General features: G+C 72.7%; 11 protein-coding genes. 8 read left to right on the forward strand and 3 right to left on the reverse strand.

Annotated features, from left to right (window positions below):
- Positions 1 to 130: 130 nt before the first annotated feature.
- Positions 131 to 1384, reverse strand: coding sequence for an MFS transporter (locus ACG83_RS32110; protein ID WP_083473769.1), 1254 nt, complete (start codon positions 1382 to 1384; stop codon positions 131 to 133).
- A gap of 18 nt (positions 1385 to 1402) precedes the next feature.
- Positions 1403 to 2227, reverse strand: coding sequence for an alpha/beta fold hydrolase (locus tag ACG83_RS32115; RefSeq protein WP_054570032.1), 825 nt, complete (start codon positions 2225 to 2227; stop codon positions 1403 to 1405).
- Between the two features lie 161 nt (positions 2228 to 2388).
- Here ACG83_RS32115 and ACG83_RS32120 point away from each other — a divergent pair, with 161 nt between their 5' ends.
- Positions 2389 to 3219 carry a helix-turn-helix domain-containing protein gene (locus ACG83_RS32120; RefSeq protein WP_116437328.1) on the forward strand — a complete coding sequence of 277 codons (831 nt, stop codon included), beginning with the start codon at positions 2389 to 2391 and terminating at the stop codon, positions 3217 to 3219.
- On the opposite strand, the gene ACG83_RS32125 is transcribed toward ACG83_RS32120, so the two are convergent.
- Positions 3105 to 4118 carry a LysR family transcriptional regulator gene (locus tag ACG83_RS32125; RefSeq protein WP_054570033.1) on the reverse strand — a complete coding sequence of 338 codons (1014 nt, stop codon included), beginning with the start codon at positions 4116 to 4118 and terminating at the stop codon, positions 3105 to 3107. The genes ACG83_RS32120 and ACG83_RS32125 overlap by 115 nt on opposite strands.
- Before the next feature lie 467 nt (positions 4119 to 4585).
- Between ACG83_RS32125 and ACG83_RS32130 the strand changes: the two genes are divergently transcribed.
- The 7 genes from ACG83_RS32130 to ACG83_RS32160 all read left to right on the forward strand — a co-directional run bounded on the left by ACG83_RS32130 (position 4586) and on the right by ACG83_RS32160 (position 11848).
- A complete protein-coding gene (locus tag ACG83_RS32130; protein ID WP_198955442.1) occupies positions 4586 to 6322 on the forward strand; it encodes an AMP-binding protein in 1737 nt (578 codons plus the stop codon).
- A 183-nt stretch (positions 6323 to 6505) separates the two neighbouring features.
- Positions 6506 to 7294, forward strand: coding sequence for a hypothetical protein (locus ACG83_RS32135; protein WP_054570035.1), 789 nt, complete (start codon positions 6506 to 6508; stop codon positions 7292 to 7294).
- Positions 7291 to 8004: a PaaI family thioesterase gene (locus tag ACG83_RS32140; protein ID WP_054570036.1), complete on the forward strand. Its 714-nt coding sequence runs from the start codon at positions 7291 to 7293 to the stop codon at positions 8002 to 8004. The genes ACG83_RS32135 and ACG83_RS32140 overlap by 4 nt, the downstream gene beginning before the upstream one ends.
- Positions 8004 to 8270 carry an acyl carrier protein gene (locus ACG83_RS32145; protein WP_054570037.1) on the forward strand — a complete coding sequence of 89 codons (267 nt, stop codon included), beginning with the start codon at positions 8004 to 8006 and terminating at the stop codon, positions 8268 to 8270. Before ACG83_RS32140 ends, ACG83_RS32145 begins: the two co-directional genes overlap by 1 nt.
- Entirely contained in the window at positions 8267 to 9178 is a 912-nt protein-coding gene (locus tag ACG83_RS32150) for a class I SAM-dependent methyltransferase (RefSeq protein ID WP_083473770.1), read from the forward strand. Before ACG83_RS32145 ends, ACG83_RS32150 begins: the two co-directional genes overlap by 4 nt.
- 20 nt (positions 9179 to 9198) lie before the next feature.
- Positions 9199 to 10125 (forward strand): acyl-ACP desaturase, encoded by a 927-nt coding sequence (locus tag ACG83_RS32155; protein WP_054570038.1) that lies wholly within the window; start codon positions 9199 to 9201, stop codon positions 10123 to 10125.
- 253 nt (positions 10126 to 10378) lie between these two features.
- On the forward strand, positions 10379 to 11848 hold the full coding sequence (locus tag ACG83_RS32160) for a class I adenylate-forming enzyme family protein (protein ID WP_054570039.1): 1470 nt from the start codon (positions 10379 to 10381) through the stop codon (positions 11846 to 11848).
- Positions 11849 to 12042: the final 194 nt, after the last annotated feature.

Here is a 12042-nt window from a genome sequence, read left to right on the forward strand (position 1 = left end):
CCCGCCGCCCGACCAACTATTGCCGTCGCCAGATGATGGAACGGCCCGAGCCGGTTCCCGTTCAATTCGTCAATTGGTGACCCTTAACCGCCGGGAGAATCAGACAAACCAAGATTGAAAAGGCTCAATGTCAATCGCGAAACGCGGCGCCGCGCCGGGCCGGCTCGGGCAGGAACACGCACATGGCCACCGCCAGCGCCGGGACGAAGCACAGCACGGTGAACGGGGCCGAGATGCCGTGCGTGTCGGCGATCGCACCGAGGGCGGGCGCCGCGAGCCCACCGGCGCTGACGGCGAGGCCGAGAGTGACCCCGGAGGCGGTTCCCGGCCGGCTGGGCAGGTAGTCCTGCCCGAGCTTGACCAGCACGGCGAACGGGATGCTGATGGCCATACCCGCCGCGACCGCGGCGGGAAGTCCCGTCACCGGTCCGCCGGCCAGCCGCAACGCGACGAGGGCCGGCACGGTGAGCACGGCGCCGGCCTGGACGGTGCGGACCGCCCCGAACCGGTCCGCGAGGCGGCCGCCGACCAGCGTTCCCCCGACACCGCCCATCAGGAACAGGGTCAGCGCGAGCCCGGCGAGGGCGTGGCTGGCACCCAGGTGCCGCAGCCAGAACAGCTCGATGAACGTGCTGACGCCGAACAGCAGCACCGACCGGACGATCTCGACCGCGGTCAGCAGCAGGAACGGACGCGGGCGGTCGGGCGTGGGTGCGCCCGCACCAGTGCCCGGCCGCCGGGCCGCCACCGGCCGGCGGCCCGCCCGCAGCAGTACCACAGCGAGCAGCAGCGCGGGCGGGATGAAGAGCACCGTCGCGTTCGGCCCCCAGGCGGCGAGGGCCGGTGTGGCCAGCAGCGGCGCGAGGAAGAACCCGACGCTGCCGCCCGCCGCGAACAGGCTCATCGCGGTGGTGTCGTCGCCTGCCACCGCGCGTGCGGCCGCGCCGGCCGCCGGATGGAACATCGACACCCCGACCCCGGACAGCAGGAGCAGCAGCCAGGTCGCGGCGTAGGCAGGCGCCAGCCCGGCCAGGCCCGCGCCCACCCCGGCCAGGCTGACGCCGACCGGTGCCATCCAGGGGACCCGGCGGCGGTCGACCAGCACGCCGACCAGCAGCTGGGGCAGCGAGCCGCCCAGGGTCGCGGCCAGCGCCAGGCCGGACGCGGCGGTGTAGCCGTAGTTCCGTTCGAGGACGAAGTAGGGGATGCTCGCCGGGACCAGCCCCTGGTACAGGTCGTCGACGGCGTGCGCCGCCGTCCAGGTCCGCATCCGGGCCCAGAGCGAGGCGGGTGCCACTGCCGGTGGTTCCGTCAGCGCTGTCGGTGCCGGGACGATGCCGGCGAGCAGGGCGCCGGGGCTGCTGTGATCGTGGGATGTGCGCATGTGATGGGCCACTTCCGCTCAGCCGCGCTGCCGGGGCAGCGCGCGCAGGAACGTCTCGATTTCCGGGAGGACGGCGGCGGCGAGGTCGACCGGGGTGGTGAGGGAGTCGTCCAGGGCACGGCCGGCGAGCACGGCGGCCGGCATGATGCGCGCCGCGGCGTGGACGACGTGGTCCGGATGGCGCCAGTCGCCGCCCGGGAAGAGCAACGTCGGAACCCGCACAGCGGAGAGCTCGTCGACGGACCGGAAGGACCGGTCGTGCCCGATGGCCGCCGCGGCGGCGACGCTGTCAGGGTCGGCGCGCCCGATCGCCTCCCTGACCATGGCGTTCGCCAGCGGTGACAGCCCCCGCAGGAGTGGTTCCCAGCCCGCCGCCAGGCCGTCCGAGCGGACCCGTCCGGCGAACTCGTCGAGCAGCCGGATCTCGGCGGCTTTCGCCTCGTCGTCCTCGATGTCCTCGACGCCGATGGCGACCACGGCGGCAGGCCGGTCGGGATGGGCGATCGCCAGCCGCAGCGCGATCGTCGCACCGATGCCGACCCCGATGACGGCGGGCACGTCGCCGTGCGCTCCCGCGGCGGGCACAGCGGCGAGCACGGTGAGAACGTCGTGGACGTACTGGTCCCAGGTGTGGCGGGCCGGGTCGCGGCACACCGACGCGCCGTACCCCCGGATGTCCGGCTGCACGACGGTGTACCGCCCGGACAGCCCGCGGGCGATCGGGTCGAGGCTGTGTCGGTCGGGGCCGCCGGCGTGCAGCAGCACGACGGGCGGTCCGGACCCGCCGACATCGACGTGCAGGTCGCAGCCGTCGGGGGTGGTCACCCGGTGTGACGCAGTCATGAGGCACTCCTGACGCGCCCGCTCGGGGGCGGGCGACGGGCACGGGACCGGTCACGTTCGGTGGGTGCCGCGTGGGGCGCCGGGGCCGGTCCCGGTGGACGACTGCGAGCCTCTCCCGCCGGTGGCCTGGCCAGCCACCGCCAGCCCGTACAGTTCTGTCGATGAACCGCCATCTCGCCGCCGGGCCGATATTGCTGCGCCTGGCGGACCGGGAGGGCGTCGACTGGCACGATCACGCCGACCACCAGCTCGTCTACCCCGGGACCGGGGTGCTGCGGGTCTTCACCCGGCGGGGCTCGTGGGTGGTGCCACCGCTGCGTGCGGTCTGGCTGCCGGCCGGCGTCGCCCACGCACACCGGGCGCACGGCCGCACCGACATGCACACGCTCGCGTTCGGGCCGGACGACGATCCCTTCGGTGTTCCCGACCCGACGATCGTGGCGGTGACCGGCCTGCTGCGGGAGCTCATCCGCGCGCTCACCGACCCGGAGCTGAGCCCGGCCGACGCCGCGGATCTCACCGCCGTGCTCCGTCGCGGGCTGCGACCGGTCACCGAGCCCCGGCTGCACCTACCCAGGCCGGTCGACGACCGACTCGTCGCCGTCACCACCGCGCTCACGCGCCAACCCGCGGACACCCGGACCCTGCGCGAGCTCGCGCGGACCGCGGGCGCGAGCGAGCGGACGCTGAGCCGGCTGTTCCGGGCCGAGACCGGGATGACCTTTCCGCAGTGGCGGGCGCAGCTCAGACTGCACCACAGCCTGACCCTGCTCGCGATGGGCGAGCCGGTCACCGTGGTGGCCATCGCCTGCGGTTACGACAATCCGAGCTCGTTCACGGCGGCGTTTCGAGACGCCTTCGGCGTCACCCCGGCGCGCTACGCCCGCGGCGCCCGCGCGGATGGCACCGCCCCGGGCGGCGCGGTTCGGGTTGGCGCCGCCCCGGATCCCGCAGTGGTGGACGCCGCCGCCCCGGCACGGGCCGAACCCTGATCGGTGACCTGCTCGGAGAAGGGCCCGGCCGCCTCCAGGCAGTCCAGGAAGGCACCCACGACCGGCTGCGGGTCGGGGCGCCACACGGCGTACATCCCCACTGTCGGGACCGGGTCGACCAGGCGGACCGCGAACAGCCCGTGGCCGGGCGGGTGCGCCCCGCGGGCCGCGGAGGCGAAGCCGACGACCGGCCTGGTGGTGACCACGATGCCGGTGGCGCCTGAGTCGTCCACCTCGTCGGAGATCGTCAGCGCGATGCCACAGCGGTCGGCCGCGGCGAGGATGGCGTCGTGCATGGCAGGACTCTGCTCCCGGCGGAACAGCACGCAGGGCTGGTCGGCCAGCTCCCGGAACGGGACCTCGTTGCGGGTCGCCCAGGGATGGCGGCGGCTGACGATCGCGACCAGCGGTATCGTCGCGACCCGCTGGGAGCGCAGCTGCGCCGACGGCGGCCCGGCGAAGACCAGCGCGACGTCGAGGCGGCCCTCTGCCAGCGCGGACAGCTGCGGACCGCTGCGCGCCTCCCACAGGGTGGTCGACACACCGGGATAGTCGGCGGCCAGCCGCAGCAGCGTCGGCTGCAGCACCCGCTGACCGGCCGGGTAGTTGAACCCGATGCTGATCATGCCGGTGCGCCCGGACGCCGCCTCCCGGGCGACGGTCACGGCGCGGCGGGTCGCGTCCAGCAGCCTCCGGGCCTCGACCTCGAAGGCCCGGCCGGCCGCGGTCAGCTTCACCTCATGGGAGCTGCGCGAGACGAGCTCGACGCCGATGTCGCGCTCGAGCCGCTGCAGCTGCTGGCTCAGCGACGGCTGCGCGAGGTGCAGCCGGGCCGCCGCCCGGCCGAAATGAAGTTCTTCGGCGATGGCCAGGAATGACGTGAGATATCGCAGCTCCATGGCCGTCCTCCCGGTGGGCGCAGACCACGTTACCGGTGAGCGCTAACCACCGGTAACGCGCACATGTGGACGGCGGAACGAGAACATGGCGGGCAGGCGCGCCGGCCGGCAGGGCGGTCTGGGCCGACCGCGACCCGACGGGTGCTGCCGCGCTCCCGCGCGGGCCTGCCATGTACGCGTTCACACCTGGCGTGCATTGCCTGCCGGTGGAATCCGCGACCGGCGTGCGGCAGCATCCGTTGCCGCTTCGCCCGGGATGCGGACGATTAGCGGCGCCGATGGGCCAATTGTGGTCGAGAAATCGTGTTTGACCGGTGGGTGAGCGGCGGGCAAGCATTTCCAGGGAACGGGTACGGCCCGCGGACGGTACGCGGAGAAAACAGGCGCACGGTGGCCGGTGCCACGCGGAGAAAGCCGCATGGCCCAGCAGCCGGGCGAGGTGTTTCGACGAGAGGACGCCGGTGGTCATGCGGGTATCCCTGGACGAGGTGGTGCCGGGCACGACTGCCGCCGCCGCGCTCGCCGCCGGCAGCGTGCACGGGGCGCTGGCGGCCGTGGCGGCCCGCCGCCCCGCCGTCCGGATCGACTTCCCGTCCTCGGGCGATTCGCTGTCCTACCGGGAGCTGGTCGAGCGCGGCGAAGCCCTCGCCGCGGCGTTGGCGCGCGGCGGGGTACGGCCCGGCGCGCGGGTCGGCCTGCTCAGCGAGAACGCCCCCGACTTCCTGGTCGCGCTGGCCGGGGTGAGCCGGGCCGGCGCCGTGACCTGCCCGCTTCCGCTGCCGACCTCGACCCGGGACCTGACCGGGTACGCGGCGCGGCTGGCTCGGGCGGCGGCCGTCGCCGACATCGGTCTGGTCCTGGTGGGCGGGCGCACCGCCCGACTGGCCAGCCGGTTCGCCGCGGCGTTCGACGCCGGCGGCGCCGTCCGGGTTGTCACCGTCACCGAATACACGGCATCCGCCGGCGCCGGTGCGGGCGCCGGCGGCCCTCTGCCGGACGAGGTGCCCCCGGGCGCCCCGGCGCTGGTCCAGTTCACCTCCGGCAGCACCGCCGCGCCGAAAGGCGTCCTGCTGACCCACCACAACATCCTCGCCGGCCTCGCCGCGATCATTGACGGTGTCGGGCTCACCGAGAACGACGGCGGCGGAATCTGGCTGCCGCTGTTTCATGACATGGGGCTGTTCGGCACGCTCGCCGGAATTCTCACCGGAATGCCGATGACGGTCTGGTCGCCGGCCGGTTTCGTGAAGGATCCGGCCGGCTGGCTCACCGACTTCCTGCGCCGGGGCGGGAGCATCGCGCCGATGCCGAACTTCGCGTACGACTACCTCGCCGACGCCGTCCCCGAGCCCGTCCAGGCCGGGCTCGACCTGAGCGGCTGGCGGGTCGCGTTCAACGGGGCGGAGCCGGTGTCCCCCGCGTCCGTCGACCGCTTCCTGGCGATCTTCGAGCCGGCCGGGTTCTCCCCGGCGGCGATGATGCCGGTCTACGGCATGGCGGAGGCGACCCTGGCGGTGACCTTCCCGCCGCGCGGCCGGGCGCCGGTCTCGCGCTGGGTCGACCGTGACCTGCTCGCCCGGCGGGGGATCGCCGTCGACGTCGCACCGGACGATCCGGCCGCCCGCGGGCTGGTCGGCGTGGGCCGGCCGGTGCGCGCGATGAACGTGCGCGTCACCGGCACCTCGCCCGGCGCCACCGGGCCGGCTCCCGACGACCAGGTCGGCGAGATCCAGATCCGCGGCGAGGCGGTCACCGGCGGCTACCTCACCGAGTCCGGCGCGGTACCCGCCGACGCCTTCACCGCGGACGGCTGGCTGCGCACCGGCGACCTCGGCCTGCTACGTGACGGTGAGCTGTTCGTCACCGGCCGGGCCAAGGAGATGATCATCGTGCGGGGGGTGAACTACTACCCGCACGACGCCGAGGATGCCGCCCGCGACGTTCCCGGGGTCCACCGCCGGCGCTGCGTCGCCTACGCCGACATCGCCCCCGACGGAACCGAGGCGATGACCGTGCTGGCCGAGACGACGCTGGAGGACGACGCCGCGCGCGACCTGCTCACCACCGGCATCCGCACCGCGGTCGGTGCCGCGCTGGGCCTCGCCGAGATCACCGTCCACCTCGTCGGCCCCGACGCCCTGCCGCGGACGTCCAGCGGGAAGTTCCAACGTCTCGCCGCCCGCGACGCGGTTCCGGTGGCGTGAGCGGGCAGCCGGCCCGAGCGGGTGGCAGGGCCGGGCTGTCATCCCGAGGGCCTGGCTGTCACCCCGTCCGACATCCGATCCGACCATCCACACGATGTCCCTTCCCGACCGCGGCCCGCGCCGCGGCCCGCACGGGCCGGCGCGTCCGGGGCCACCGTCTCCGTCCCAGGCAGGTGCTGGCACATGCACAGCTACGACGTGTTCCGCCACTATGAGCGCCAGGTGTGGCGGCTCGCCGACATCCCCTTCGACGAGGTGCGGCGAAGTGACGTCCGCCCCGAGTACATCCGGATCGCGCGCGGCGCGGTGATGGGCGAGGCGAACTCGATCGCCGCCCAGCACGGATTCTTCGACGAGTTCGTCCATGACTACGACTTCTCCGCCTTCGTCGCCCTGTGGGGCTACCAGGAGCTGCAGCACCACTTCGCGTTCCGGGCCTGGCTGGACGTCGTCGGCGAGCCGGTGTCGGCGGCGCCGATCGCGGCGATGCGCGAGCCCTACGCACCCGGCACGACGCCGGCGGCGACGCTCGCCACCAACATCATCTCCGAGCTCACGGTCAACCACGTCTACCGCGCGGTCGCCGGCTGGGTCCAGGAGCCGGTGCTGCGCATGATCATGACCAACGCCAGCCGGGACGAGGCCGCGCACGCCCGCGAGTTCATCCACTACACCCGCCGCCGGCTCGCCGAGCACCCCGACGAGCTGGCCTCGGTGCTGGAGACGCTGTTCGTCTACACCGCCGAGCAGCGCATCAAGCATCCGGTCGGGGTCTTCAAGGGCGAGCTGGAGGCGCTGCGCGACCACGACACCATCGACACCGGATTCGAGTTCTTCCTCTCCCAGGTGGCCACCGAGGGAGAGCTCGCGCACCTGCAGGACAAGATCCGCCGGGCGTTCGGCGCGATGACCGGCCTCGACCTGGGCACCAACGCGCGGGTCCGGCGCGAGCTCGCGGAGGTGCTGGGGTGACCGCCTCGACCGAGGACACGCGCACCGCGCCCGCCGGGACGTCCGGGCCGTCCAGGACGTCCGACGGGCCACTGGCCGAGGTGCTCGGGGGCCCGGCCGCTGACGACGGGCACCTGCGGACGCCGTGGACCGTCCTGGAGGACTACCAGTGCTTCGGGTGCTCACCGCACAACGCACACGGCCTGCGGCTGCGCTTCCGGGAACGGCCCGACGGCATCTCCACCACCTTCCAGCTCGGCCCGACACACGAGTCCTACCCCGGAGTCGTCCACGGCGGGCTGCTCGGCGTGATCTGCGACGAGACCATGGGCAACCTCATCGTGCTGCGGGTCGGCCAGCCCGCGTTCACCACGGCGATGCGGGTGCGCTTCCTGGCGCCGGTGCTGGTCGGGGCCGTGCACGAGTGCCGGGCCCGGATCATCCCGGGCGCGGACGGCTCCACTCTGATCAACACCGAGGCTGATGTCGTCGACGCCGCGGGCACCGTCGTCGCCACCGCCCGCGCGACCTACCGGCCGGTGGCGCTGGAGGCGGCCCGCGACCGCATCCAGATCAGTGACGACGCCGCCGGGCGCCTCGCCCGCGTCCTGGCCGCGACCGCGGACGCCGCCGGTCGGCCGCTGGCTGACCCGCCGCCGACCGACCGGCCGGTGGCTGACGAGCCGCGCGGCGGCCAGCTCCCGAACGTCCCCGCATCCGAGGAGTCCTGATGTCCACGACCGCCGCCGAGCCGGTGCTCTCGACCATCACCGGCATCGTCGCCACCGAGCTCGCGACCGCCCCGGGCACGATCGATCCGGACCTCGATCTGCGGTCGGTCGCCGGCGCCGACTCGGTGAAGGTGCTGCGCATGATCGCCCGTATCGAGCGAGCCTTCGACATCGAGCTCGACGACGAGACCGTCTTCACGGTGACCACGGTCCGTGAGGTGACCGAGGTCGTCGAGCGTGCCCTCGCCGGGGGGGCCGCGGCGTGACCGTCACCTCCACCGGCGCCCCGGCACCGGCCGTGCCTGCGCCAGCGAGCGTCGCCGCGGCAGCTGCCGCGGACCCGGCCTCCATCGCGGACACCAACCAGCACTACGACCTCGACCCGGAGATCTTCGGCCTGTTCCTCGACTCCCGCCGCAAGTACTCCAGCGGCCTGTACCGCGCGGACGGGGTGACGCTGGAGGAGGCACAGCTCGCCAAGCTGCGCTTCGTCGCCGACCGGCTGGCGCTGCGCGGCGGTGAGCGGACGCTGGACGTCGGCTGCGGCTGGGGTTCGGTCGTCCTGCATCTCGCGCGTGAGCTGGGCTGTCACGCGGTCGGGGTGAGCCCGGCGGGCCGCCAGCACGCCTACATCGCCGAGCGCGCCGCCGAGCTGGGCGTGTCCGACCTGGTGCGGACCCGTCAGGGCCACTTCGAGACCTTCGACACCGAGCCGGCGTCCTTCGACGCGGTGTCCCTGCTCGGCTCGATCGTGCACATGCCCGACCTGGACCTGGTGTTCCGCCGGGCGCGCGCGGCGCTGCGCCGTGGCGGCCGGCTCTACGTGTCCGAGTCGTGCTTCCGCAACGCCGCCGCGCACGCGGAGTTCGACCGTCGTGGGGGCACCGAGTTCGTCCGTAACTCGATCTTCGGATGGGGCGACATGCGCCCGCTGTCCGAGCTGGTCAGGGCGGCCGAGGACGCCGGGTTCTCGATCCGGTCGGTCGACGACCTGACCGAGGACTACCGGCGCACGATCGAGGACTGGCTGGCGAACGTCGCCGCGAACGCGGACCGCATCGACGCGATCCGGCCGGGCACGGCGGCGATGCTGACCCGGTACCTGCAGGTCGCCAACGCCGGCTGGGGCTTCACGACGAAGCACTACGCGCTGGTCTGCCAGAAGTCGCGCTGAGGAGCGGGAGCACACCGACGATGACCAGTACACCGACGATGACCAGCGCACCCTCGGTTACCAGTACGCCGGCACGCGAGCCAGTCCTGCGCGGCCCGGTGCGGGGGCCGTTCCTGGCCCCGGGCGAGCTGGCGCAGGCCGTGACCGACTTCCATCTGGCCTCCAGCCCCGCGCGGCGGTGGGACGTCGAGACCGCCGTCGACTGGGCCGCGGCGGACGCCGACCGGCTCACCGACGGCCAGCGTTCCGCCGTCCGCTTCGTGACCCTGATCGAGGACCATCTCCCGGGCTATTTCGCCGTCTACACCCGCCGGTTCCCGCTCACCGCGGACGTGGATCCGGCCGAGTTCGCCCACCACCGCGAGCTGTACCACTTCACGGTCCGCTGGGCGGTGGAGGAGGACAGCCACGCCCGCGCGCTGTTCCGCTACCAGACCGAGGCCGGCATCGCCGACGCGGACGCGCTGCGCCACGAGCTGGCGCTGGAGGGGCGCAAGCCGTTCGAGCTGCCGCACGACGACGCGGTGTCGCTGTTCGCCTACGCGCTCGTGCAGGAGAAGGCGACGCAGCTCTACTACCAGCAACTGCGTGCCGTCGTCGGTGACCCGGTGCTGGGCACCCTGCTCGGCCGGCTCAGCCGGGACGAGGCCCGGCACTTCACCTTCATGGCGGACGTCATCGAGCGCTACCTGCGTACCCATGGCGACGCCGTGGTGGAGCCGATCCGCGAGGTGATCGAGCGGTTCCGGATGCCGCTGGCGGACACGATGCGTGGCTACTGGCGCTGGGCGCTGCAGATCGCCGACACCGCCCGCTATGACCACACCGACGCCTACGAGCATCTGATCCGGATCATCAACCGCGCGGTGGACGCGCGTTCCGACCGGGTCGAGGAGCTGACCAGGTTCGTCGCCAGCTGCCGCTCGGGCACGATCGCGACGGCCTGATCGCGACGGCCTGATCGCGACGGCCTGATCGCGACGGCCTGATCGCGACGGCCTGGTCGCGACGGCCTGGTCGCGACGGTGTGGTCGCGACCGTGTGATCGGACCGCCGCGGCGGCGGGCCCGCGCCGCCGGTCGCCGTTGTGTGACACTTCCGCAGAACAACGGAAACGGTTAGGTTTGCTTCCGGTTTCCACATCGTCCCTCCGTGGGTGCCCCGACGAAACCGACGGTGGGACCGACGGAGGGACACGCGGTGGACGACGTCAGCTACGCCCGGCGAATTCGCCAGCTCGCCGAGGAACATCCGGACGAGCCGGCCTTACGGCACATCGCACTGGACGGCTCGGAGCCCGTCCTCACCTGGTCTGACCTGGACCGACGCTCCAGTCAGCTCGCGGGGGCCCTGGCGGGGCGGGGCCTGGGCGGCGGCGACCTGCTGGGGCTCGGGTTACGCAACTCGCCGCAGTTCGCGCTCAGCGCGCTGGCCGCCTGGAAGCTCGGCGCGGTGCCGGTGCCGATCCGCTGGGACCTGCCGGACTGGGAGCTCTCCCGGCTGCGCGAGACGGTCGGCGCACCCGTGCATCTGGGGCCGGCCGACCTGCCCTGGATCGATGCCACGGCCGACCTGGACGTCCCGGACCTGCCCGACGCGACCTCGCCGCAGACGAACGGGATCTGCAGCAGCGGCTCGACCGGCACGCCGAAGGTCATCCTCAACACCCGGCCGGCCGTGTTCGACGCACGCTTCACCACACCGTTCATCGACCTGTGGCGGACCGACAACCCGGTGCCCCGGCCGCAGGTCATTCTGGTGCTGGCGCCGATGTACCACGCCAACGGCTTCTCCACCCTCTACAGCCTGCTCGGTGGGGACCGGCTCGTGGTGATGGAGAAGTTCGACGCGGCGCGGATCGTCGACGTGATCGAGCGCTACCGGGTCACCACCTTCACCGCGACGCCGACCATGCTCAAGCGCATCGCGGATCTCCCGGACATCGAGGGCCGCGACCTCTCCAGCCTGGAATGGATTCTGCAGGGTGCGGCTCCGATGCCGCCGTCGCTCGTTCACCGGTGGGCGAAGCTGATTGGCGCCGAGCGCATTCTGATGGCCTATGGAATGACCGAGGCAATCGGCATCACAGCCTTGCGCGGTGACGAGTGGATGAGTCGGCAGGGCAGCGTCGGGCGCGGTATGCGGGGTACCGAGGTGAGCATTCTCGACGACGCGGGAAATCCCCTGCCGGACGGTGAGATCGGTGAGATCTTCCTACGTACCCCGGCGGCGAGCTACGGCGGGTACACGTATCTCGGCAAAGCACCGCAGTTGCGGCAGACCGGGCAGGGCTTCGAGACCGTCGGAGATCTGGGATATCTCGACTCCGACGGCTATCTCTTCCTTGTCGACCGGCGCGTCGACATGATCATCTCGGGTGGCGCGAATGTTTTCCCGGCCGAGGTCGAGGTGGCACTCATCGATCACCCCGAGGTTCTCGACGTTGTCGTGATCGGGCTACGTGATCCGGAGTGGGGCCGGCGGGTGCACGCCGTCATCGCGCCGGTCGACCCGTCGCGACCGCCGACCTCCGCGGAGATCATCGCCTTCGCGAAGAGCCGACTTGCCGCCTACAAGGTACCCAAAACGGTGGAAATCGTGGACGCGATCCCGCGCAGCGAGGCGACGAAGGTCAACCGGGGCGCGCTTGTCGAGGCGCGCGGCGGCTGACCGATCCGGACCGGGAGTCCGCCTCCGTGGCGGGATGTGACCGCAGCCGCGGACGGTGGGCGGATGCGGCGAAACCGTGGGAACGGGCCGGAAAGGCGGCACCAGGAGTGGCAGTCGGGTGTCGCCTTTTCTGGTCGCATCGGGCGGGCGAATGGTGCGGGGCGAACCGCTCACGAGCCCGCGGGCGGCGGGCC

Source organism: Frankia sp. R43 (genome assembly GCF_001306465.1).
GTDB lineage: Bacteria > Actinomycetota > Actinomycetes > Frankiales > Frankiaceae > Parafrankia > Parafrankia irregularis.

What these genes read in the sequence shown, in the direction of transcription:
- ACG83_RS32110 (WP_083473769.1), bottom strand. Translation starts at nt 1,384, where the DNA reads ATGCGCACATCCCACGATCACAGCAGCCCCGGCGCCCTGCTCGCCGGC.
- ACG83_RS32115 (WP_054570032.1), bottom strand. Translation starts at nt 2,227, where the DNA reads ATGACTGCGTCACACCGGGTGACCACCCCCGACGGCTGCGACCTGCAC.
- ACG83_RS32120 (WP_116437328.1), top strand. Translation starts at nt 2,389, where the DNA reads ATGAACCGCCATCTCGCCGCCGGGCCGATATTGCTGCGCCTGGCGGAC.
- ACG83_RS32125 (WP_054570033.1), bottom strand. Translation starts at nt 4,118, where the DNA reads ATGGAGCTGCGATATCTCACGTCATTCCTGGCCATCGCCGAAGAACTT.
- ACG83_RS32130 (WP_198955442.1), top strand. Translation starts at nt 4,586, where the DNA reads ATGCGGGTATCCCTGGACGAGGTGGTGCCGGGCACGACTGCCGCCGCC.
- ACG83_RS32135 (WP_054570035.1), top strand. Translation starts at nt 6,506, where the DNA reads ATGCACAGCTACGACGTGTTCCGCCACTATGAGCGCCAGGTGTGGCGG.
- ACG83_RS32145 (WP_054570037.1), top strand. Translation starts at nt 8,004, where the DNA reads ATGTCCACGACCGCCGCCGAGCCGGTGCTCTCGACCATCACCGGCATC.
- ACG83_RS32155 (WP_054570038.1), top strand. Translation starts at nt 9,199, where the DNA reads ATGACCAGTACACCGACGATGACCAGCGCACCCTCGGTTACCAGTACG.